23 protein-coding genes and 1 riboswitch are annotated in these 22,280 nt (G+C 59.9%); of the genes, 10 read left to right on the forward strand and 13 right to left on the reverse strand.

Features of this window, described 5'->3' with window-relative positions:
• Positions 1-12 precede the first annotated feature (12 nt).
• The 4 genes from BTN45_RS08105 (at position 13) to BTN45_RS08120 (ending at position 2,988) form a co-directional block, all read left to right on the forward strand.
• Positions 13-816, forward strand: coding sequence for an ABC transporter permease (locus BTN45_RS08105; RefSeq protein ID WP_022556506.1), 804 nt, complete (start codon positions 13-15; stop codon positions 814-816).
• Positions 813-1,643 (forward strand): ABC transporter permease, encoded by an 831-nt coding sequence (locus tag BTN45_RS08110; RefSeq protein ID WP_112766794.1) that lies wholly within the window; start codon positions 813-815, stop codon positions 1,641-1,643. The genes BTN45_RS08105 and BTN45_RS08110 overlap by 4 nt, the downstream gene beginning before the upstream one ends.
• Before the next feature lie 169 nt (positions 1,644-1,812).
• Entirely contained in the window at positions 1,813-2,079 is a 267-nt protein-coding gene (locus tag BTN45_RS08115) for an usg protein (protein ID WP_004442513.1), read from the forward strand.
• A gap of 84 nt (positions 2,080-2,163) precedes the next feature.
• Positions 2,164-2,988: a class I SAM-dependent methyltransferase gene (locus tag BTN45_RS08120; protein WP_022556507.1), complete on the forward strand. Its 825-nt coding sequence runs from the start codon at positions 2,164-2,166 to the stop codon at positions 2,986-2,988.
• Positions 2,989-3,229: 241 nt separating this feature from the next.
• On the opposite strand, the gene BTN45_RS08125 is transcribed toward BTN45_RS08120, so the two are convergent.
• The 4 genes from BTN45_RS08125 to BTN45_RS08140 form a co-directional block, all read right to left on the reverse strand.
• Positions 3,230-4,195, reverse strand: coding sequence for an aliphatic sulfonate ABC transporter substrate-binding protein (locus BTN45_RS08125; protein ID WP_022556508.1), 966 nt, complete (start codon positions 4,193-4,195; stop codon positions 3,230-3,232).
• 285 nt (positions 4,196-4,480) lie between these two features.
• Entirely contained in the window at positions 4,481-4,969 is a 489-nt protein-coding gene (locus BTN45_RS08130; protein ID WP_003507846.1) for an Lrp/AsnC family transcriptional regulator, read from the reverse strand.
• 67 nt (positions 4,970-5,036) lie between these two features.
• Positions 5,037-5,693, reverse strand: coding sequence for a uracil-DNA glycosylase family protein (locus tag BTN45_RS08135; protein ID WP_207587150.1), 657 nt, complete (start codon positions 5,691-5,693; stop codon positions 5,037-5,039).
• Positions 5,686-6,279 (reverse strand): thermonuclease family protein, encoded by a 594-nt coding sequence (locus BTN45_RS08140; protein ID WP_207587152.1) that lies wholly within the window; start codon positions 6,277-6,279, stop codon positions 5,686-5,688. The genes BTN45_RS08135 and BTN45_RS08140 overlap by 8 nt, the downstream gene beginning before the upstream one ends.
• A 108-nt stretch (positions 6,280-6,387) precedes the next feature.
• On the opposite strand from BTN45_RS08140, the gene pdhS2 reads away from it, so the two are divergent.
• Entirely contained in the window at positions 6,388-7,923 is a 1,536-nt protein-coding gene (gene pdhS2 / locus BTN45_RS08145) for a HAMP domain-containing sensor histidine kinase (protein ID WP_207587162.1), read from the forward strand.
• A gap of 60 nt (positions 7,924-7,983) precedes the next feature.
• Here pdhS2 and BTN45_RS08150 read toward each other — a convergent pair whose 3' ends face one another.
• Positions 7,984-8,388 (reverse strand): diacylglycerol kinase, encoded by a 405-nt coding sequence (locus tag BTN45_RS08150; protein ID WP_004442540.1) that lies wholly within the window; start codon positions 8,386-8,388, stop codon positions 7,984-7,986.
• Positions 8,389-8,396: 8 nt separating this feature from the next.
• Positions 8,397-9,431, reverse strand: a complete 1,035-nt coding sequence (gene cobT, locus BTN45_RS08155; RefSeq protein ID WP_004442543.1) for a nicotinate-nucleotide--dimethylbenzimidazole phosphoribosyltransferase — start codon at positions 9,429-9,431, stop codon at positions 8,397-8,399.
• Between the two features lie 153 nt (positions 9,432-9,584).
• Between cobT and BTN45_RS08160 the strand changes: the two genes are divergently transcribed.
• The 4 genes from BTN45_RS08160 (at position 9,585) to ribB (ending at position 12,356) form a co-directional block, all read left to right on the forward strand.
• Positions 9,585-10,370, forward strand: coding sequence for an adenosylcobinamide-GDP ribazoletransferase (locus BTN45_RS08160; RefSeq protein ID WP_246751628.1), 786 nt, complete (start codon positions 9,585-9,587; stop codon positions 10,368-10,370).
• A gap of 19 nt (positions 10,371-10,389) precedes the next feature.
• Positions 10,390-10,581 (forward strand): DUF1289 domain-containing protein, encoded by a 192-nt coding sequence (locus BTN45_RS08165; protein ID WP_006697635.1) that lies wholly within the window; start codon positions 10,390-10,392, stop codon positions 10,579-10,581.
• Positions 10,578-11,285, forward strand: coding sequence for a TIGR02281 family clan AA aspartic protease (locus BTN45_RS08170; RefSeq protein WP_137068792.1), 708 nt, complete (start codon positions 10,578-10,580; stop codon positions 11,283-11,285). Before BTN45_RS08165 ends, BTN45_RS08170 begins: the two co-directional genes overlap by 4 nt.
• 159 nt (positions 11,286-11,444) lie before the next feature.
• Positions 11,445-11,594: riboswitch (FMN riboswitch) on the forward strand.
• Positions 11,595-11,714: 120 nt separating this feature from the next.
• Positions 11,715-12,356, forward strand: a complete 642-nt coding sequence (gene ribB / locus BTN45_RS08175) for a 3,4-dihydroxy-2-butanone-4-phosphate synthase (protein ID WP_004442547.1) — start codon at positions 11,715-11,717, stop codon at positions 12,354-12,356.
• Between the two features lie 78 nt (positions 12,357-12,434).
• Here the strand turns inward: ribB and BTN45_RS08180 are convergent, their stop codons facing one another.
• From BTN45_RS08180 to BTN45_RS08200, 5 genes are all read right to left on the reverse strand, one after another.
• Entirely contained in the window at positions 12,435-13,196 is a 762-nt protein-coding gene (locus tag BTN45_RS08180; RefSeq protein WP_004442548.1) for an ABC transporter permease, read from the reverse strand.
• Positions 13,193-14,119 carry an ABC transporter ATP-binding protein gene (locus BTN45_RS08185; protein WP_048902839.1) on the reverse strand — a complete coding sequence of 309 codons (927 nt, stop codon included), beginning with the start codon at positions 14,117-14,119 and terminating at the stop codon, positions 13,193-13,195. The genes BTN45_RS08180 and BTN45_RS08185 overlap by 4 nt, the downstream gene beginning before the upstream one ends.
• 105 nt (positions 14,120-14,224) lie before the next feature.
• Positions 14,225-15,046: a sulfite exporter TauE/SafE family protein gene (locus BTN45_RS08190; RefSeq protein WP_037092974.1), complete on the reverse strand. Its 822-nt coding sequence runs from the start codon at positions 15,044-15,046 to the stop codon at positions 14,225-14,227.
• Between the two features lie 498 nt (positions 15,047-15,544).
• Entirely contained in the window at positions 15,545-16,813 is a 1,269-nt protein-coding gene (locus tag BTN45_RS08195; protein ID WP_207587166.1) for an extensin family protein, read from the reverse strand.
• A 174-nt stretch (positions 16,814-16,987) separates the two neighbouring features.
• Entirely contained in the window at positions 16,988-18,802 is a 1,815-nt protein-coding gene (locus BTN45_RS08200; protein ID WP_042935739.1) for a methyl-accepting chemotaxis protein, read from the reverse strand.
• Between the two features lie 252 nt (positions 18,803-19,054).
• Here BTN45_RS08200 and BTN45_RS08205 point away from each other — a divergent pair, with 252 nt between their 5' ends.
• Positions 19,055-19,369: a DUF1883 domain-containing protein gene (locus BTN45_RS08205; protein ID WP_004442557.1), complete on the forward strand. Its 315-nt coding sequence runs from the start codon at positions 19,055-19,057 to the stop codon at positions 19,367-19,369.
• A 79-nt stretch (positions 19,370-19,448) separates the two neighbouring features.
• Here BTN45_RS08205 and BTN45_RS08210 read toward each other — a convergent pair whose 3' ends face one another.
• Together BTN45_RS08210 and BTN45_RS08215 are read right to left on the reverse strand one after the other, a co-directional pair.
• On the reverse strand, positions 19,449-20,765 hold the full coding sequence (locus tag BTN45_RS08210; protein WP_207587168.1) for a replication-associated recombination protein A: 1,317 nt from the start codon (positions 20,763-20,765) through the stop codon (positions 19,449-19,451).
• Positions 20,762-22,168 (reverse strand): DegQ family serine endoprotease, encoded by a 1,407-nt coding sequence (locus BTN45_RS08215; RefSeq protein ID WP_022556525.1) that lies wholly within the window; start codon positions 22,166-22,168, stop codon positions 20,762-20,764. Before BTN45_RS08215 ends, BTN45_RS08210 begins: the two co-directional genes overlap by 4 nt.
• Positions 22,169-22,280 lie beyond the last annotated feature (112 nt).

Here is a 22,280-nt window from a genome sequence, read left to right on the forward strand (position 1 = left end):
GGGAAAATTGGCATGAGCGGAGCATTTTCCGCCATAGGTGCGTTCTGGACCTATGTCTCGACACTTCTCGATCCCTTCTGCGGGCCGGTCGGTCTCTTCTCGCTTTTCGGAAACGGCACTCTCGTCGCCTGCGGCGATGCGGGCTGGGGCGATGAAATCGCTTTCGGCGTCAAGGTCACGATCTCGCTGGCGCTTGCCACCCTGCCAGTCGGGCTATTGATCGGCTTCCTGATCGCGCTCGCCGCGCAATCGGAAGAAAAATCGCTTCGGCTGGCCGCCGGAATCTATACCACCATCTTTCGTGGCCTACCCGAACTGCTGACGCTCTTCATCGTCTATTACGGCATCCAGATGCTGCTGCAATCCGTGGCAGGTTACATCGGCATTACCGGCCCCATCGAAATCAACGCCTTCGTTGCCGGCATGGTGGCGCTTTCGGTGGTGTTTTCATCCTATGCGTCTGAGGTGCTTCTCTCGGCCTTCAAGGCCATACCGAAAGGGCAATATGAGGCGGGTGACGCACTCGGACTTTCCCGCAGCCGCACCATGGTGCTCATCATCATTCCGCAGCTGGTGCGGATCGCCCTTCCCGGCATGACCAACCTGTGGGTCATCCTGCTGAAAGACACGTCCTACGTATCGATCATCGGCCTTGCCGATATCATCCGCCAGACCGGCATCGCCGCCCGCGTCAGCAAGGAAGCCTTCTTTTTCTACGGCATCGCCTGCCTGCTTTACCTCATTCTCGCGCTCCTCTCATCCATCGGCATCGGTTTCATAGATCGCTGGTCGCGCAAGTCGGAGGCCAGACGATGAGCCATATCAAGGAACTCATTCCGCCACGCCCAGCGCCCATCGTTGCGGACAAACCGCTGAACATCTCCCGTGTCGTCGGCATCGCTGTCATTACGCTCTGGCTGCTTCTCGCCGCCGGGCTGTTATTTGCGATGATCGAGGGTTGGGATTGGGACAAATTTGAACGGTATGGGCCCCGTTATATCGATGGCCTCATCACCACAATCACGCTGGTCGGCAGCTCGATCATTCTCGGCGCCATCCTGTCCGTGCCGATCGCTTTCGCCCGCATGTCTGAAAATCGCGTCATTGGCGCGCTCGCTTATGCCTACGTCTATGTCTTCCGCAGCACGCCGCTCCTGGCGCAGCTTTTCCTGATCTATTACGGTCTCGGCAGCTTTCGCCCGGCGCTGGAAGCCGTTGATCTCTGGTGGTTCTTCCGCGAAGCCTGGTATTGCGGCCTCCTGTCGCTGACGCTCAACACCGCCGCCTATCAGGCGGAGATCCTGCGCGGAGCGATCCAGAGTGTGCCGCGCGGCCAGCACGAAGGGGCGGCGTCGCTCGGTATTTCCAAGTTCATCACCTTCCGAAAGATCATACTGCCGCAGGCGCTGATCGTCGCTTTGCGCCCCTATGGCAACGAGATCATCCTGATGATCAAGGGTTCGGCGGTGGTCTCCATCGTCACCGTCTTCGACCTGATGGGCCAGACCCGTTACGCCTTTTCCCGCACCTTCGATTATCAGGCCTATCTCTGGGCTGCGATCTTTTACCTCACGATCGTCGAGACGCTGCGCCATGTCTGGGCCTGGCTGGAGGCCCGCTTGACCCGTCACCTCAAGCGCTGAGCCCAACGTTGGCAGCACTCATCAATGAGTACTGCCAACACTTTGAAAAGTATAACAAATTTGTGACGCATCCATTCTTTTGGCAAGGTTGGGTTAACCCTGCCGTGTTCCCATCTAAGATACAGCGGCAACGCTGTGATCGGTCATCATCGATATGGGAACCGCCACCATGAACAAGGACATGGAAATGATGCTGCGAGGCTATGGCCTCACCACCGCCCAGATATTCTACCGCCTGCCAGACCATCCTCTGGTTCTCCAGACCTATGTCTGGCAGAATTACGATCTGGCCCCCGATTTTCCTGAAATGCACGGCTTCCTCAAGTTCTGGCAGGAAAAGCTCGACGGCCCCCTGCACTCCGTCCGCTATGTGCACCGGCAGGTTATCTCGGCGCAGGAATGGCGCGCGCTCAAAGGGGAGTTCATCCTCCACTGAGCCCTCACGCCACATAAACATTGCGCCGGTCCCCGATGCGGCTTACAGCAAACGTCAATTGAAGACGCTGACGGATAAGGCACGATGACCAAGAACCAGAAGATCGACGAAGAGGCGCTCGCCGAGGCCTATAACCGCGCACTCGCGCTTGAAAAGGCCGGTGATGTGGACGCGGCGGTGAAGGCCTATGAGGAGGTCCTCGCCATCGATCCGGAAGACCACGGTGGCGCAGCCGTGCGCATTGCCGCCATGGGCCGCGGCGAACAGCCTTCCAAAGCGCCCGACGCCTATGTCGAAACCCTGTTCGACCAGCATGCCGAAGCCTTCGAGGATATTCTTGTCGAGCAACTGGGTTACGCCGTCCCCATGATGGTGCGCCAGCGGCTGCAGACGCTCAATCTCGGCCCTTTCAAACGCCTGCTCGATCTCGGCTGCGGCACCGGCCTCACCGGTGAAGCGCTGCGCGATATGGCTGACGACATCACCGGCATCGATATTTCCGAAAACATGGTCGAGATCGCTCATGAGAAGGACCTCTACGAGACGCTCTATGTCGCCGAAGTTGAGGATTTCCTTGAGGACAATGACGACGAGCCCTTCGACATCATCACCGCCACCGATGTGTTGCCCTATCTCGGCGCGCTGGAACCGCTGTTTTTCGGCGCTGCCGAAAACCTCAATGCCGGCGGCCTGCTGATCTTCTCGTCGGAGACCCTGCCCGAAGAAATCATGGCCGGGCGCCCCTACATGGTCGGCCCGCACCAGCGTTTCGCCCATGCCGAAACCTATGTCCGCGAACGACTGGCGGCGACCGGTTTCGAGGTGGTTGAAGTGACCGACATCAATGTGCGCATGCAGGACGGCAATCCGACACCCGGTCATCTGGTGATTGCGAAGCTTAAGGGCTGATGCGGTGACCTTGAGGCAATTTTCTTCTCCCCGCCGGGGAGAAGGTGGCCCGAAGGGTCGGATGAGGGGGCTGGCTCTCAGTCTATCTCTACCCTCGCCCCTCATCCCGCTGCCGCGGACTTCTCCCCCACGGTGAGAAGAAACAAGCGGCATCCAATCGCCTCACATTTAACACCAACGGCCTGAATCAACCTCTGAGCAACATCCGCCAGCCGGTTGAAGAGACTCCACTTTCCGCCCATCAACTCGCCTTCGGGCGCCAGACGATATCCGTCACCTTGAGTTTCTTCGGCACGATTTTCAGATCGTAGAACTCGTCGGCAAGCGCCTGCTGATAGGCAATGGCCTCATCCGGAACCAGTGACACCCGCCCGAGATCGGCGCCCGGCCGCGTCAGCGAGACCTTGGTGACATCCTCGGGAACACCGGTGATGGCCGAAAGCGATTTGGCTGTCGCGTCGATGTTGGTCTGCGCTTTCGCACCCACATTCGCCAGTTCCTTGAGGATCAGCGGCACGAGATCGGGATTGCTTTCAACAAAATCGCCATTGGCGAGGAAGTAGCTCCACGGATCGACGATGCCTTCGGCTGTCGAGAGAACCCTCGTCGTCGGCTCTTTCTCCGCCACGGCGAAATAGGGATCCCAGATCGACCAGGCATCGATGCTGCCGCTTCGAAAGGCGGCCGCCGCATCCGGCGGGGCAAGATCGACGGGCGTGATGTCTGCCAAGGTCAGCCCCGCCTTTCGCAACGCCTTCACAGTGACGTTATGGGCGCTGGAGCCACGCTTGAAGGCGACCTTTTTGCCTTTTAGGTCTTGGAGCGTCTTCAGCGGCGAATCCTTCTGCACGAGGATCGCCGATCCGCCTGCTGCCGCCTTGTAGGTGCCGACATAACGCAGATTGCCGCCGGCGGCTTGCGCGAAAAGCGGCGGCACATCGCCGGTCGGGCCGATATCCAGCGCACCGGCACCCAGCGCTTCAAGAAGCGGCGGCCCGGAGGAAAATTCAGACCACTTGACCTCGATGCCGCGATCCTTCAGCAGCGCTTCGAGCGCGCCCTGGCTCTTCGCGAGCGCTATCACGCCATTCTTCTGCCAGCCAATCCGCAACGTCGTGGTTGCGGCGCTCGCGCGCCGGATATGCGGCAGAAACACCGCCCCGGTCGCACCCGCAATCAATCCCAATGTTCCGCGTCGTGTCAGCATATGGATATCCCTCGCTATTCCATCCTTCGACAGTAAAAGCGTAGATATTCGAGCGATTTTATCAAAATCCTGGTTTGCGCGCAGACGGCGTTGAGAGAATTGAATGTGCGAATTTGCCGTTACCGGCGAAATAGAATTGTCGTGCCTCTGCGGCAGCTACCGGACGGAGCTTCCGACAGTATCAGCCCTGGCAGGCCCGACCGACGCCCAAAAAACCACCCACGAATTAAAACGCCCTCCCCGGCGGCCGGAAAGGGCGTTGATCAAAAACTGACCGGCGACGGATCACTCTTCGCCGGATTTAGGATTATCCAGCAGCATGTAATCGAGCGGCAGTTCCGTCGTATATTTGATCTGCTCCATCGCAAAGGCGGAGGAGACGTCGCGGATTTCGATCTTGGCGATCATCCGCTTGTAGAAAGCGTCATAGGCGGCGATATCGGGCACGACCACGCGCAGCAGATAGTCGACATCACCGCTCATACGGTAGAACTCGACAACCTCCGGGAATTCGGAAACCACTTCGGAGAAGCGCTTCAGCCATTCGATGGAATGGGAGGCGGTGCGGATGGAGACGAAAACCGTGACCTTGGTATTGACCTTGACCGGATCGAGCAGGGCCACACGCCGGCGGATGACGCCGTCTTCTTCCATCTTCTGGATACGCCGCCAACAGGGCGTCGTGGAAAGGCCGACCTTCTTCGCCAGATCGGCAACAGCCAGCGTGGAATCCTCTTGCAGAATGCGCAAAATCTTACGGTCTAGGCGATCCAATGCGTCTACCCTCCTGAATTAATTTCCTTTCAATACACTAATTTTTGCGGAAAAACAGAAAATTGTTTCACCAAAGCCGCATTTCCACATGTTGTCGCAGAACCGGCAACAGTTCCTCCGTAAACCACGGGTTCTTTTTCAGCCACCCCGTGTTGCGCCAGCTCGGATGCGGCAAAGGAAGAATGCCGGGGCCGGAATTGGCGTGAAGATAGCTGCGCCAGTTTTGCACCGTTTCGGTCATGGTTTTGCATCGTCTTTCACCCAGGTGAAAAGCCTGCGCATATTGGCCGATCGCGAGGATCAGCTCCACCTGCGGCATCGCCGCCATGACCCGCGTGCGCCAGTGCGGGGCGCATTCCCGCCGTGGCGGCAGGTCGCTTCCCTTGTCATCATAACCGGGAAAACAGAACCCCATGGGAACGATGGCGAAACGATCCGGATCGTAAAATGTCTCCCGGTCGACATTCAGCCACTGGCGCAGCCTGTCGCCGGAAGCATCGTTGAATGGCAGGCCCGTTTCATGCACGCGCAGCCCTGGCGCCTGCCCGGCAATCAGAATGCGTGGTCTTGCCGACATGACGACCACCGGCCGGGGTTCATGCGGCAGGCGGTCAGCCATTCCCTTGAGCGGCATGTCGCGACAGAGACGACAGCGGGCAATCTCACCGCGCAGCCCGTCCAGCCCATCATCATGCACTGGCCCAACCCTCTCCCCTTCAGCCATGATCCCACCCCAGAAGATGGCGGACGATGGTGAGGAAACCCGCCGCCGGCGTTTCCATATCCGCGGCATGGTGATCCCTCCGCCACTGCGAGGGCTTTTCGAATTCTCCCGCCCAGATGCCGAGCGCCTGCCTGCGCGCGGCTTCCTGCTCGCTCGAAAACTGGAAATATCCCGACGCGACGGCAAAACCGGCCGACACCATGTCTGACGAAACATCCCTGCCGCCGGCGGAACAATAGACGAGCAGTCGCCCGTATCGATCTCTGGAACTGCCGGAGCAGGAGAAATCCGCTGGCGCGGCCAGCCGTTGCAGAACACGGCGCGCCTCCTCGCCACATGGCCAGCTTTCGCCCCCGCGCAGACATGTCTGCGCAAGCTCCGGCGCATCGATGCCGAGCAGCCGGAAACGTTCCTTGCCCTTGGAGAGCGTGTCGCCATCAATCACGAAGAAGCGGCCGCCATAGGTTTCGCTGTTGATATGATCGAGCTTGGCGGCAATCAGAACCCCTAGAAAAACCGTAGCAAGGAACAGGCCGCCGTCGCGGACTGCGGAAAAACCCCCGCGCCTGCCTCCATTTCGTCTCATGTAACAACAAACCCTTGTCAGAGATGGCAAACAAATCCTTTCACGGCAGCATCTTCTTAAGATTTTGGGCGTAGTCTGCAAGGGTTCATGTCACCCTGCGTTGTAACAATGAGTAAAAGCGTCAGCACGTCCACCGACAAGATCATCGTCGACCGCTCGAAAAAACATCGCAACAAGGCGGTTTTCGACGCGGTGAAGACGACGCGTGAACGCTTGCAGCAAGGTGCAGGCGCAAGCGACGCCTATGAACGCGAGATGCTGACCATGCACATCGCCGAGACCCTGCAGGGCGCGATGATCATGCCGCTTTTCATCGTGCTTGCCTCCATCATCGGCGTTTACATAACCCGCGATATCAGCCTCATCATCTGGTCGCTGGCTGCATTGAGTTTCCACGCCATTTCGCTGGTGCTCGCCAAACGGGCTGCAAAACAGGAAATCACCGCCGAAAACCTCCTGCACTGGAAAAATCTTTTTCTCGGAATGCAGATCGTCATCGGGTGCATCTGGGCGATGTTCGCGCTGGCGGAGCCAACGCGTAATGACCCGACGCTCGTGCTTTTCTTCAAGGGCTCGACGCTGCTGATCGCGCTCTCACTCACCGCCACGGCCAATTTCATGCTGCGGCGGGCAACCTTCATGACTTTCCTGCCGGTGCTGGCGGCTCTGTGCGTCACCTCTGTCTTCTCGCGCGATCCATTCGATGTCGGTCTTGCGCTGATGTTCGGCATGGCGATCCTGTTCTGCCACCGCATCACCAGCCGGCTTTACCAGACCAGCATCAAGCTCCTCTCCTCGCAGACGGAAAAGGACGACCTGATCGCCGAGCTCGAAGTCGCCAATTCGGTTTCCGACGAGGCGCGGCGACGCGCGGAAGAGGCCAATCTGGCCAAGTCGCGCTTTCTCGCTTCCATGTCGCACGAGCTGCGCACGCCCCTCAACGCCATTCTCGGCTTCTCCGAGGTCATGTCCTCGGAGGTGCTGGGGCCGCTCAACAATCCGCTCTACAAGGAATATTCCGGCGATATCCACCGCTCCGGCCAGCATCTGCTCGATCTCATCAACGAAATCCTCGACCTGTCGCGCATCGAGGCGGGCCGTTATGACCTGAACGAAGAAGCGATCTCGATGCTGGAAATCGCCGAAGATTGCATCGGCATGATCCAGCTTCGCGCCCGCGCCAAGAACATCAGGATCTCCCAGCAGTTTGAAAACAGCCTGCCGCAGGTCTGGGCGGACGAAAAATCGATCCGCCAGGTCGTCCTCAACCTGCTGTCCAACGCCGTCAAGTTCACCCCGCAGGGTGGAGAAATTCTCGTAAAGGCGGGCTGGACGGCCGGCGGCGGCCAATATGTGTCGATCAGGGACAATGGCCCAGGCATTCCCGAGGACGAAATTCCGGTGGTGCTGTCAGCCTTCGGCCAGGGATCAATCGCGATCAAGAGCGCCGAGCAGGGAACAGGCCTTGGCCTGCCCATCGTTCAGGCCATCCTCGCCAAGCATGACGGCCAGTTCATTCTGAAATCCAAACTGCGTGAGGGCACGGAAGGCATCGCCATCCTGCCCGCGAAACGCGTGCTCCAGAGCCTGCCAGCGGTCGAAGAAACCCATGCCATCCAGCCACGCCGACGGTCCTTCGCTTAAGGCGCCCACAGGAAGGCGTCGCCCGGCTTTCCACCTGGAAATGCCTCGAAGCTGGCAACCTCAGAAGAACAGCGTCGTCACCAGCGAATACAGCACGAAAAATCCGTTCGCCATCAGCAGGCAGAAGACGGCAAAGGAGCCGAGATCCTTGGCGTGCCGGCCCACGGAGGAAATTTCCGGCGAAATGCGGTCCACCAGTTCCTCGATGGCGGTATTGAGCGCTTCCACCGAGAATAAAAGCAGCATCAACACCGTGAAAACGAGAAGATGCGCAAACGGCGCGCCCACGACCAGAAGCAGGCCAAGCCCGACGCAGAAGGCAAGAACTTCGTGACGAAAGGCAGCTTCCTGCCAAAGCCGGCCGAGCCCCTGCAGGGAATAGCGCGCGGCAGCGAACAGATGCCGCCAGCCCTTTTCTTTACGAAAGACCGGTTCTGGCGGTGGCATGTGCGGCGTCGCGTCCATCTTCAGCCTCAATGATTGGTGGGCGCGGTGATGCGGGTGTCGACACCCGCTGCCTCAAACGTCGCCATGCCGGAATGGCAGGCGGCGGCGGCCTTGACGATGCCGGCGGCAAGGGCCGCACCGGTGCCTTCGCCAAGACGCATTCCAAGCGCCAGAAGCGGCGTCTTGCCAAGCTTTTCGATGGCTGCCAGATGGCCGGGCTCACCCGAGACATGGCCGATAAGGCAATGATCGAGCGCCGAGGAATTGGCAGCCTTCAGCAGCGCCGCGGCGGCCGTTGCCACATAACCATCTATCAGCACGGGAATGCGCTGCACGCGCGCAGCAAGAATGGCACCTGCAATCGCCGCGATTTCGCGTCCGCCGAGACGACGCATGATTTCCAGCGGATCGGACAGGTGGTCCTTGTGGAACTCTACCGCCGCCTTCACCGCCGCAATCTTGCGGGCCATGACGTCACCTTCCGAACCGGTGCCCGGACCGGTCCATTCTTCCGCCGTGCCGCCATATAGCGCAAGATTGATCGCAGCCGCTATCGTGGTATTGCCGATGCCCATTTCACCGACGCAGAGAAGATCGGTGCCGCCGGCAATCGCCTCCATGCCGAAGGCCATGGTGGCGGCGCAGTCACGCTCCGAAAGCGCCGGTTCACAGGTGATATCGCCGGTCGGGTAATCCAGCGCCAGATCGAAAATCTTCAGGCCGAGATCATTGGCCACGCAGATCTGGTTGATCGCCGCGCCACCGGCGGCAAAATTTTCCACCATCTGCTGGGTCACAGACGTCGGATAGGGCGTGATGCCGTGGCGGGTCACGCCGTGATTGCCGGCGAAGATTGCCACCAGCGGACGGTTGACGGCAGGCGAACGGCCGGACCAGGCGGCAAGCCACATGGCGATTTCTTCGAGACGGCCGAGCGAACCGGCAGGTTTCGTCAGCTGCGCATTGCGCTCCTTCGCCGCAACAAGCGCGTGCGTGTCCGGGCCGGGAAGCTCGCGCAGCAGCGCGCGGAAATCATCGAAGGGCAATCCGCTCATGCTCATGATATCAGTCTCTCTCATAGCCGGTTTGGCTTTCGCATCGGCTCATGCGTCCGGAAACTTGTGTTTTCCGGCAAATCGGTCTTTGTTGCGCCTCTCATAATAGCGGATGCGCCGCGGAACAACCGGAAATGCAGCGACTGCAACGGAGAGAGCATGAAGGCCCGGGATTTTATAACAGATGTCATGCATTCCCTCGCCTTTCTGAGCCGCCTGCCCGTCCCTTCGCGATTCTTCGAAGGTGACTCGTGCGTGTCGATGGGCCGGGCCGCCCGTGCCTTCCCCGCCGCGGGACTGCTGATCGCCCTGCCCGCCGCTTTCCTGGTTGTCGTGTTTGCGCGCTTCGATGCCTCTCCGCAGCTCACCGGGTGGCTCGCCATCGGCCTGACGGCGCTCATGACAGGCGCGCTGCATGAGGACGGGCTTGCCGACACGGCCGACGGTTTCGGCAGCGGCAGGGACAAGTCTCGTATGCTTGAAATCATGAAGGACAGCCGTATCGGCAGTTATGGCACCATTGCCATGGTTCTTTCCTTCGCGCTCCGCGCCACTGCACTCGCCTCGCTAATCGAAACCCTGCCGGACAAAACCGCTGCCGCCTGTCTGATTGCAGCGCTTGTCACGAGCCGCGCGCTGATGGTGTGGCACTGGCAGTCCCTGCCCGCCGCCAAGACCTCCGGCATCGCCGTCAATGCCGGCCAGCCCGGAGAAAGCGAACGCAACATCGCGCTGGCCGCCGGGCTTCTTCTCTTCATATTGTTCACGCTGCACGCGCTGCCACTGTTTGAGATCGCGCTTGTGCTGGCGGTGGCGGTCATCGCGGCCATGCTGTTCGGCAGGCTGTGCGAGAGGAAGATCGGCGGCCATACCGGGGATACCATTGGGGCTTGCCAGCAGATCACGGAGATCGTGATTCTCGTCGCACTTGCCCTTGCGGCATGAGGGCCTGATATAGATCACCATGGAAACACCCTGCGTCCAGATCTGTCGCCTCGACACGACCCACACTCTCTGCATCGGCTGCGGCCGCACGCTGGATGAAATCGGCGGCTGGACGGGTTATAGCGACGAGACGCGCCGCTTGATCATGCGCGCGCTGCCGCAAAGATTGGCAAATCTGTCCGAGTCCGCCAAGGAGACACATACCGCATGAACAGACTGACCATCGTTCTCCTTCTGCTGGCCGTCGGCCTTGGCCTGCTCGTCGTTAATCACAATGGTGGCCGAACGCTCGGTATCGATAATGATCAGTTTGCCCAGGTCCTTTATCTTCTGCCCATCGCAGGGCTGCTGTCGGCCGGCATTCTGGCGGGAAGACGCGGCAACTTCGGCACCGTCATCCGGCAGCTCGCCGTCTGGCTCGTCATCATCCTCGGCCTCGTCTCGCTCTATCTCTATCGCTACGACCTGCAATCCTTCGGCGACCGGCTGCTCGGCGGTCTGATGCCCGGCCGCGCCGTCGTGGTGACAACATCGGCAGGCGAGCAGGAAATCGTGCTGCACAAATCCATGAGCGGCCACTTCGAAGCGAATGTCGGGATTGAGGGCAGGACGATCCACATGCTGGTCGATACAGGCGCCAGCTCCGTGGTGCTCGCAAATGCGGATGCGACCGCAATCGGCATCGACACCACAGATCTTCGCTATACCGTACCGGTAATGACCGCCAATGGCCGCACGGCGGCAGCCCCCGTCACGCTGTCGGAAATCAGCATTGGCCCGATCGTGCGACGCAACATCCCCGCCCTCATCGCCCAGGATGGCCAATTGGGCCAGAGCCTGCTTGGCATGAGCTTTTTGTCGACGCTTGGTTCGCTGCAGATGCAGACCGACGAATTGCGGTTGCGGGATCGGTGAGCACTGCCCCCTCGAGATTCATTTCGGGGAGTTTTCTCACGTCTTGGTACCGGAAAGGAAATTCCTCGTAGCGTCTGCAATCGGGATATTCTTTTCACGCACAAGGGCTGCGGCGGGCCATTGCCCCTTGATTCCCTCGCATTTGATAATTTAAGTTGTTGCTGTTCTCAGGGCGGGGCGCAATTCCCCACCGGCGGTATCGGGACTTTCCCGGAGCCCGCGAGCGCTTCCGGTTTCCAAAGCCGGAAGGTCAGCAGATCCGGTGAGAGGCCGGAGCCGACGGTATAGTCCGGATGGAAGAGGACAAGGCATGGGACGCCTGCGCGTTAGCGGGCTTCGTATTGCATTGTTCGCCCAAGGGATATTTGGCGCTTCTCGAAGCGCGAAAATGCCGCAAAACGGCATAACCCTTGAAAGGCTTGAAATAGAATGACAGTTGCCAGAATTGAAGACGCCATTAACGCCATTTCCCGCGGCGAGATGGTGATTGTGGTTGACGACGAAGACCGCGAAAACGAAGGCGATATCATCGCCGCCTCCGACAGCATCACTCCCCAGCAGATCGCCTTCATGATGAACCATGCACGCGGGCTGATCTGCGTGGCCATGCCCGGAGAGCGCCTCGACGCGCTAGACATTCCGCTGATGGTGTCGCGCAATACCGAATCCCTCAAGACGGCCTTCACCGTGTCGGTGGATTACATTCCCGGCACCACGACGGGCATTTCCGCCGCCGACCGCGCAAAGACCGTGCGCGCGCTGGTATCGGAAGGCTCGCGCCCCGAGGATTTCGCTCGCCCGGGCCATATCTTCCCGCTGCGCGCCAACCCGCAGGGCGTCCTCGGACGCACGGGCCATACCGAAGCCGCCGTTGATCTCTGCCGTCTCGCCGGGAAGTTCCCCTCCGGCACGATATGCGAAATCGCCAATGACGACGGCACCATGGCCCGCCTGCCCCAGCTCGAAGTCTTCGCCGAGCGGCACGGCCTGCTGGTCGTGACGATCAAGGACCTCGTTTCCTATCTCGAGGGTGAGGTTGTCGAGGAAGTGGCGCAGAAGCAGGTCGCCTGACCTGCGCTCGCGTTGTGCTTTGAATACGAGAACGCCCGGCGCAGACCGGGCGTCGAATTTTCGGGAAAACGTTTCTGATCAGTTGCGCAGCCGATACCCTGTCTTGAACATCCAGCCGACAACGCCGAGGCATAGCGCCAGAAACAGCGTGATCATCGCCAGGCTGATGACGGGATTGACGTCAGCGATCTCGTAGAAACTCCAGCGGAAGCCGCTGATGAGATAAAGCACCGGATTGAAGTGGCTGACCGTCTGCCAGAAGGGCGGCAGCATGTCGATGGAATAGAAGCTGCCGCCGAGGAAGGTCAGCGGCGGCACCACCAGCATGGGAATGAGGTTCAACTGCTCGAAATTCGTTGCCCAGATGCCGATGATGAAGCCGAACAGGCTGAAACTCACAGCCGTCAGCACAAAAAACAGGATCATCATGAACGGATGGGCGATGCTTATATCCACGAAGAACGACGCGGTTATCAGGATGATCGTACCGATCATCAGCCCCTTTGTCGCCGCCGCTCCGACATAGCCGACAAGGATTTCCGTCATCGCCACCGGTGCGGAGAGGATTTCATAGATGGTGCCGGTGAATTTCGGGAAGTAGATGCCGAAGGAGCCGTTGCCGATGCACTGCGTCAGAAGCGTCAGCATGATGAGGCCGGGCGTTATGAAAGCGCCATAGGAAACCCCACCAACCTCCTGAATCCGCGAACCGATCGCTGTGCCGAACACGATAAAATAGAGCGAGGTGGAAATGACCGGAGAGACCACGCTTTGCAGCAGGGTGCGGCGGGTGCGCGCCATTTCGAACAGGTAGATGGACTTGATGGCTTCGAAATTCATTTTTGGCCTCCCACCAGCGAAACGAAGATATCTTCGAGCGAACTCTGCCGCGTGGAAATATCCTTGAAATGGATGTTGGCGGCGAAAAGCGCGCTCAGGACATCGGCAATGCGGCCCTGCTCGCCATTATCCTCGATTTCATAGGTAATGGTGCAGCCATCTTCGGAAAGCGTGAGGCCGAAGGGCGCGAGACTTTGCGGCAAAGTCTCCACCGGCTGGGAAAGCTCAAGAAAAAGCTGCTTGCGGCCGAGTTTCTTCATCAATGCCGTCTTTTCTTCCACCAGCAGCAATTCGCCACCATTGATGACACCCACCCGGTCGGCGATTTCTTCCGCCTCCTCAATGTAATGCGTGGTGAGAATGATGGTGACGCCCTTGGCGCGCAGTTCGGAGACCACATTCCACATGTCGCGGCGCAGGGTCACATCCACGCCCGCTGTCGGCTCATCGAGAAACAGGACCTTCGGCTCGTGCGCCAGCGCCTTGGCAATCAGCACACGCCGCTTCATACCCCCGGAAAGCTCCCGCAGCATGTTGTCCTTCTTGTTCCAGAGCGACAGGGATTTGAGGATGCGTTCGATCAGCTCCGGATTCTTCTTCTGTCCGTGCAGGCCGCGCGAAAAGCTGACGGTGTTCCAAACCGTCTCGAACTGGTCGGTCGTCAGTTCCTGCGGCACGAGGCCGATGAGGGCGCGGGTCTGGCGAAAATCCTTCACCACATCGTGCCCACCAACCAGCACCGAACCGTCACCCGGATTGACGAGACCGCAGATGATCGAGATCAGTGTCGTCTTGCCGGCGCCATTGGGGCCGAGAAGGGCGAGTATCTCCCCCTCCCGGATATCGAGGCTGACACCTTTGAGCGCCTGGAAGCCATTTGCGTAGGATTTGGTCAGATTCCGTATCGAAACAATGGCATTCATGGCGAATTCTTTCGAAAAACCGAGTAAGATGAACGCCATATAGACCGCAGAGGTTGCAAATGCCAGCCCGGCGGACTGAACACTGCGTTCGGCGGGAGCGGAAAATCAGCCGTAGACGCTATAGAAAAACTGCGCTGCGACGAAAACCAGAAACACGCCGAAGGCCCGCTCCAGCTGCTTCTTGCTGAGCGCATGCGCCAGCCGTGCACCATAGGGTGCGACGACAAGAGTAATGGGGATCAGGAGCACCACGGCGATCCAGTTGATGAAGCCGGTGGAAAATGGCGGCAGCCCCGCATCGCCCCAACCGGCCCAGATGTAACCCGCAAGCCCCGGCAGCGAAATCAACACGCCGACACCGGAAGAGGTGGCAACCGCCTGATGAATGCTGCGTCCGTAAAGCGTCATGAAGGTGTTGTTCATCACCCCGCCGCCCACGCCCATCAGCCCGGAAAACAGCCCGATGCCGGTGCCCACCAGAAAACGGGCCGGGTTTGGCGGCAGATCGGAACCGAGATGCCAGCTCGCCCGGTTGAAGATCATCCGGAAGGCAAGCGCGAGCGCGATGAAGGCAAAGATCAGGCGCAGCGCCACACTCGAGGCATAGGCTGCAACGATAGAGGCGAGAACGGTGCCAAGCGGCACGGCGACGACCCAGCCTTTCAGAAGCTCGATATCGACGGCGCCCTTCTGGCGATGCGTCAGGAACGAGCGGATGGACGTCGGCACGATAATGGCGAGAGACGTTCCGAGCGAAAGATGCATGCGCACCGCCTCAGGCACATCCAGTAGTCCGAAGACCTGGTAAAAAACCGGCACCAGCACCGCGCCGCCGCCGATACCGAACAGGCCGGCCAGAAGGCCTGCAACTACACCCGCAGCAGCAAGTGCCGCAGCGAAGATCATTATCTCTGAAACTGGGGGCATGAAGGCAGGCTCCCGAAGGCCGTTGTCACAAACATGTGACGCTCATAGCGTATCAGAAAAGGGCGGCAAGCCATGTTGGCCGCAGGTCAGTACGGCGCGACGTCTTTTGCCGCAAATCCGCGCCGGATGGACCGTTCTGTGGGATCGCTTCCCATTTCATGCCCTTGCAAAGACGCCGATATCCCCCCGATAAGGCTGTCTTCTTCAACCGGCCTTCGGGCCGGTCTTTTTTTGTGGGAATGTGGCGGGCGATTATCGAGCTAGCGGCAGCGAAACATCCTCAAGCTTCGTCATTCCGACCATATCCAAAAATCCTTCGCCTATGTCATCGGCGGCAGCCCTATGACAAGCCACACTCAGTGTTCGACGTCATCCTCGGCCTTGTGCCAAGGATCTGCCGACGTATCGCCAATAGCGGCGTTGCAGATGCTCGGGACAGGCCCGAGCATGACGGAGGAGACGCTTTCAAACTCAGCCGCCAACCTCCAACGGCGCGACTTAATCGCAATGCCTGTAACCTGACTTGCGGGTACGCAGGTCGAAGTGAAAATGGTTCCAGTGGTTGGGATCACTGCCCGGCCCGAGAACGGTGGAGAAATATTTGCAGCTATCCGATCTGACGGCCTTCAGCAGTGCCTTTTCGCGGAAAGCGAAGAAACTCTTCTTGCGGACATCGATTTCCTTGCCGTTCTTCAGCGTGATGGTGCCGATATCGATGGCGTTGCCCCGCGCATGTTCCGACCACGGATTGCTGGAACGGGAATTCATCTTGCGGCAGGAGTAACCCCCCATCGGCGTTATGCGGCCGACGCCGGAGAGATAGCGGAAACGCGAGGACGGTACGAGTTCGAACTTCACCCATTTCGCAAAGGCAAGCGTAACCTGGCAATTCAGCTTCACCGCCGGACGAACTGCGACGCCGCTGGCGAGACCGCTGAGTTCGATCGGGTAATCGATGCCGCAGGTCGGCCCATCGGCAATACGGGCGACGTCGCGAAAAGCGACACCCAGACGGCGAAGCTCGGCGCGGCAGGCAACCTCCGAAGACGGCATGATGCCGGGCGGCATGGACCGGTCGCTCTGAAGTCCGCCGCGAAAGGTCGGATCATTCGGCATGAGCATAGCCACCTCTTCCACCGGCTGGCGGCGGGAGGACGATCCGGGTGGCGGCGGCGGAATGAGCCCGGACTGGCGCCGCGCCGGAGAAACCGCAACCGGATTGTCGGAGCCGATGCCGTCCACCACCGGCTGGGCCGAAGCCCCCTCGGCGATTTCGGCATCCTGCTCCTCCGCCAGTCCCCGCACCGGCTCCACGCCGAGCATGGAATCCATGTTCACGCCGCCTTCGCCCTCGGCAATCTGGCTGCTGGCCATTTGCTGCGGGGGCATCTCCTGGCTTTGCGTCGCCTGCACCGGCAGATTGCCATGACCGCCAGCCGCCATGCGTGCCTGATGCTGTGCGTCGAGGGTGGAATAACCCTGCCCTGCCTGGCGCGTTTGCAGCAGCGGATCCTGCGAAGCATAAGGCTCCGGCATCGGCTGCGATATGGCCGTGGGATAATCGTTGCTCTGTCCGGCCCGCTCAACCTGATGGAAGGCACCTGCCGGCGCGCTGTAGCCCTGTTGCCGCGACGAACGGATTGCGCTCACGCGTGTGGTGCCGTCCACCTCCGCCGGTGGCACGAGGCCCTCCGCCGAACACGACACCATGACCGTGGAAATCATCAGCAACGTCACAAGACGACGCGGAAGGGAAACATACGCCATACGAGAACCTGTACCTTCAGCGGCCGCTATCCGCGGCAATACAGGTCAAATTTTAAAGAAATGAGGTAAACGAAACCTTATTGGTTGCGGGAAATAACGAATGGCTGGTTTTGATAGCCCAAAACAAAGGGCGCAGCCGGAACCGCGCCCTTCATCAGATCGAGACGCCTGAAGTCAGGCCGCCCGCGAAACCTCGCGCTCGGCATCATGTCCAAGTTCGAAGCGCGACAGAAGCGAGCGCAACTGGCGGCTTTCCTCGGCGAGCGTCTGGCTGGCGGCGGTCGTTTCTTCCACCATGGCCGCGTTTTGCTGTGTCATCTGGTCCATGTGATTAACGGAGGTGTTGATCTCCTGGAGGCCGGTGGCCTGCTCCCGCGCCGCAGTGGCGATGGAATTCACGTGACCTTCGACCCGGTTTACGAGCGCCACGATTTCTTCCAGTGCATCGCCCGTGGAGCGGACGAGTGCGACGCCGCCGCCGACCTCCTCCGCCGAGCGATTGATAAGGGTCTTGATCTCCTTGGCGGCATTGGCGGAGCGTTGCGCCAGTTCGCGCACCTCCTGCGCCACCACGGCGAAACCACGTCCGGCCTCGCCGGCCCGCGCCGCTTCCACGCCGGCATTCAGCGCCAGCAGGTTGGTCTGGAAGGCGATCTCGTCGATGACGGAAATGATCTGTCCGATCCGCTTTGACGATTCTTCGATGCGGCCCATGGCATCGACCGCGTTGCGCACGATCTCGCCTGAGCGGCCGGCGCTGCTTTTCGTGTCCTGCACCATCTGCCGCGCCTCATTGGCCCGTTCGGATGCGGTGCGCACCGTGGCGGTAATCTCGTCAAGCGCTGCGGCCGTTTCCTCCAGCGCCGCCGCCTGCTGTTCGGTCCGGCGCGAGAGATTGCCGGTCGCGCCGCTGATATCTGCAGCACTGTCATTGACGACATGACCGGTCCGGGAAATCGCTTCGATGGCGCCATGGAGCGCACCCACGGCCCGATTGAAGTCCGTGCGCAGCTTTTCGTAGTCGTCGCCGATATCTGTCAGCGCAACAGTCAGATCCCCATTGGCAAGCGCCTCGAGCGCCTCTCCCAGACGCTCCATGGCGTGGGCCTGCCGCTCGGATGCGGAACGAAGGACCATCTCGTTGCCGCGACGCGCTTCCTCCAGCGCCCGCTGCTGGTCGGCCTCACGCGCCTGCAGGGCGCTGCGCTCATTGACGCTGTCACGCAGCACCAGCAATGTCTTGGCAATCGCGCCGATTTCGTTCCGGCGATCGGCGAAGCGGATTTCGGCGGTGCCGTCGCCATCGGCGATCTGCTTCATGCTCTGCCTGATGAGATCGATCGGTCGAGTGACGCCACGCACGACGGCGGCGGCCACGGCAATGACGACAAGGCCGGACAAGATGCACAGGCCGATGTTGAAATACGCGTCGCTCCAGAACACCGCTTCGAGGTCGTCGACATAAACGCCCGTACCCACGATCCAGCCCCAGGGTGCGAAACCGGCGACATGGGAGAATTTCTCCACCGGCTCCGGGGCACCCGGTTTCGGCCAGTAATAATCGACAAAACCCTGACCGCCCGCCTTGACCGTATTCACGAACTCAACGAACAGCGCCTTGCCGTTCGGGTCCTTGTTGGCGGTAAGATCGGTTCCGTTCATTTCCGGCTTGATCGGATGCATCACCATTTTGGGGTGCATATCGTTGATCCAGAAATAACCGCTGCCGTTGCCATACCGCATGGCCGCGATTGTGACCTTGGCCTGCTGCTGTGCCGCCTCCCGCGTCAAGCTGCCGCTTTGTTCCAGGCGATAATATTGATCGAGAATAGCGACGGCCGTTTCGTTCATCGCCGCAAGCCCGGCTTTGCGCTCGCGTTCCATCTCGCCAAAGGTTTCGAACAGGCTGAATGTCAGCGCTGCGGTCAGGATTGCCAGAAACAATGCGACGAGCGCATATAGGCGCATAGATATAGTGACGTTTTTCATATTCCCCCCAACGCCGATGAGTGCACTTCGACCAGCCGATGCTAAGGGGAAAAAATTTATTATGATTAAATACGCCCATTATACGTTGGTATTATCTTCATGGGCGTCGAACACGACCTGAAATACTCACCATCGCCATTGGCCGCCGGCGGGACAGCCAGTAATTCGATGAAAACCTCTCGAATTTAAAGGCAGCGTTAACCCTGCCTCCCTATCCTCTTTTGCCACAATACCGGTACTTGGAGGCGCGCGATGGCACGGCCGAATTTCCGCTACACGCATTATGACCTGAAGGAATTGCGGGCGGGCACGATCATTGAAGTATCTCTCTCGGCCATCAACAATGTCCGGTTGATGACGGGCGCGAATTTCCAGCGCTTCACCGAATTGCTCGATTTCAAGTATCTTGGCGGCGTCGCGAAAAAGTCGCCAATCCGGATCGCCATCCCCGAAACGATGCACTGGCATCTGGTGATCGATGCCGACGGGCATAACGGCCTGGCGGAATCATCGGTCAAGATGCTGCCGGCGCAGCCGCAGGCCGCGCCTCAGCGCAAGGCATCCTGACTTATTTGAAAAACAATGCGATAGCGCAGTTTCGCGACTCTTTTTGGCAAGCGCCTGAATCATTTTGTGAAGATGAGGGCTAACGCGATTCCCGCTCGCGACGCAGTTTCGCCCACCAGTCGAGACGTTTGCGGATTTCGCGTTCGAAACCTCTGTCCGGTGGATCGTAAAAGGTGGTCCGCCCCATTTTTTCCGGGAAGTAATCCTGACCCGAAAAAGCGTCCGGCTCGTCATGATCGTAACGGTAGCCGTCACCATATCCCTCGCCCTTCATCAGCTTGGTCGGTGCATTCAGGATGTGTTTGGGCGGAACAAGCGAGCCTTTTTCCTTCGCGGCGCGCATCGCAGCCTTGAAGGCCGTATAGACGGCATTCGATTTCGGAGCGGTGGCGAGGTAGACGCAGGCCTGCGCCAGCGCAAGTTCACCCTCCGGTGAACCAAGATAATCATAGGCATCCTTGGCAGCATTGCAGACGGCGAGCGCCTGCGGATCTGCAAGGCCGATATCTTCCACCGCCATGCGCACCAGCCGCCGGCCGATATAGAGCGGGTCCTCGCCGGCATCAAACATGCGGGCGAGATAATAAAGTGCGGCATCCGGGTCCGATCCACGCACCGACTTATGCAGCGCGGAAATGAGATTGTAGTGGCCGTCCTGGCTCTTGTCGTAGACGGGCGCACGGCGCTGCACGATGCGCGTGAGCCCTTCCGTGTCGAAGGTTTCATCTTTCCGCGCCGCGCGCCAGACTTCTTCGGCAAGCGTCAACACCGCGCGACCGTCGCCATCGGCCATGCGGACCAGGCTTGCGCGTGCATCCTCCGTCAGTGGCAGGGGCTTCTGCTCCGCCTCCTCCGCGCGCTTCAGAAGCTCGCTGAGACTGTCCTCGTCATGCGATCGAAATGTCAGGACACGGGCCCGCGACAACAGAGCGGCATTCAGTTCGAAAGAGGGATTTTCGGTGGTCGCACCCACCAGAATTATGGTGCCGTCCTCCATGACAGGCAGAAAACTGTCCTGTTGCGCACGGTTGAAACGGTGAATTTCGTCGACGAAAAGCAGGGTCTGGCGACCGTTCATGCGCCTTGCACGCGCCGCTTCGAAAACCTTCTTGAGATCGGCGACGCCGGAAAAGATCGCTGATATCTGTTCGAAAGCCAGCCCCGCCTCGCCGGAAAGCAGGCGGGCGACCGTCGTCTTGCCGGTGCCGGGCGGCCCCCAGAAGATCATCGACCCCAGCGAGCCGCTATCGATCATGCGGCGCAGAACGCCCTCCTCGCCCGTCAGATGCGGCTGCCCGCTTACTTCCGCCAGCGTCTTCGGGCGCAGGCGATCGGCGAGAGGCCGCCGGTTGGCGACCTCCACCGGCACTTGCGGGGCGAAGAGATCGTCGCTCATCGGAGGAACTGCCGGATACGCTGCCCGTCACGCAGGATTTCCACCCGCCAGAAACCGGGATTGTCATCCAGCGCCTTTTCGACAGCGGCCGTGGAGCCGATATCTGCGCCGTTCAATGAAAGAATCACATCTTTCGGCAGGAAACCGACACGATAGGCCGGCGAGCCACGCTTCACATCGGTGATGACGACACCCGTGACCTGCGAGGGCATGCGCAATTCGTCAGCAAGCTTCGGCGAAAGATTGGCGACGGTCGCGCCGGCGAAGGGATTGCGGCCTTCGATCAGCCGTTCGTCGCGGGGAGCGGTTTCGGGCGCAATATCAAGTGCAATCGTCAGCTTCTTTTCCTTGCCCTTGTCCATGACGGTCAGTTCAGCAGATTTGCCTATGCCAGCCGTGGTCAGGCGGTAACCGAGCGCATCGGGATGCTCCACCTCCAATCCGTTGACCGCAGTGACCACCTGGCCCGGCTCTATGCCGGCCTTTTCCGCGGGGCTGCCTTTGACAACGCTGACGACCAGCGCGCCCCGGGCGCGATGCAGGCCAAGCGCCTCGGCGACATCGGAAGTGACGGGATCGAAGGTCGCGCCAATATAGGGCCGCTGGAAGTTCGCATCGCCCCGTTCAGCAGCAGCCACAAAAACCCGGACCAGATTGGCCGGAATAGCGAAACCGATGCCGTTCGAGCCGCCGCCCTTGGAGAAGATGGCAGTGTTGATGCCGATCAGCTCGCCAGCCATATTCATCAGCGCGCCGCCGGAGTTGCCCGGGTTGATGGAGGCGTCGGTCTGGATGAAGAAGCCGAAATCGCCCTGCGTCACCTGGTTGCGGGCAAGGCCCGAGACGATGCCGCTCGTCACCGTTTGACCGACGCCGAAGGGGTTACCGATCGCCAGCACCAGATCGCCGACTTCGATCTTGTCCGAATTGCCGAGCGGCAGCACCGGGAACTGCTCCTTGGCATCGATCTGTAGCACGGCAAGATCGACCCGGTCATCTTTCATGAGAACCTTGGAGGAAAATTCGCGCCCATCCGCAAGCGCCACCTTGATGTCGTCAGCACCGTCAATGACATGATTGTTGGTCACCACGAGACCGCCGGCTGTGACGATGACGCCTGAACCGAGCGACGACTGCTTTTCCGTGCGGTTCGGCATTTGCTGCCCGAAAAACTGTTCGAAGAAGGGATCACCGGCGAAGGGCGACAACCGCCGCTGCACGATGCGTTCGGCATAGACATTCACCACCGCGCCGGCGGTGCGCTTGACCAGCGGCGCGAAGGAAAGCTGCATTTCCGTGTGGCTGGACGGCACGGTCCTGTTGTCCTGCGCCCGGGCACCCGCTGGCAGGAGAATGAGCGCGGCGAGAAAGCCGGTGGACAGATACTTCAACACGCTTCGCATGTGATTCCTCATCGTCATCAGTATGATGGAGTTATAACGTCAAAGCCTGTAAAGCAAAGAGCGGCAAGATGATGACCGTGGGTTTCAGGCACGGCGGCTTCCGCTGATGGAA

The sequence above is a fragment of the Rhizobium sp. ZX09 genome, from assembly GCF_017357485.1.
Taxonomy (GTDB): domain Bacteria; phylum Pseudomonadota; class Alphaproteobacteria; order Rhizobiales; family Rhizobiaceae; genus Agrobacterium; species Agrobacterium pusense.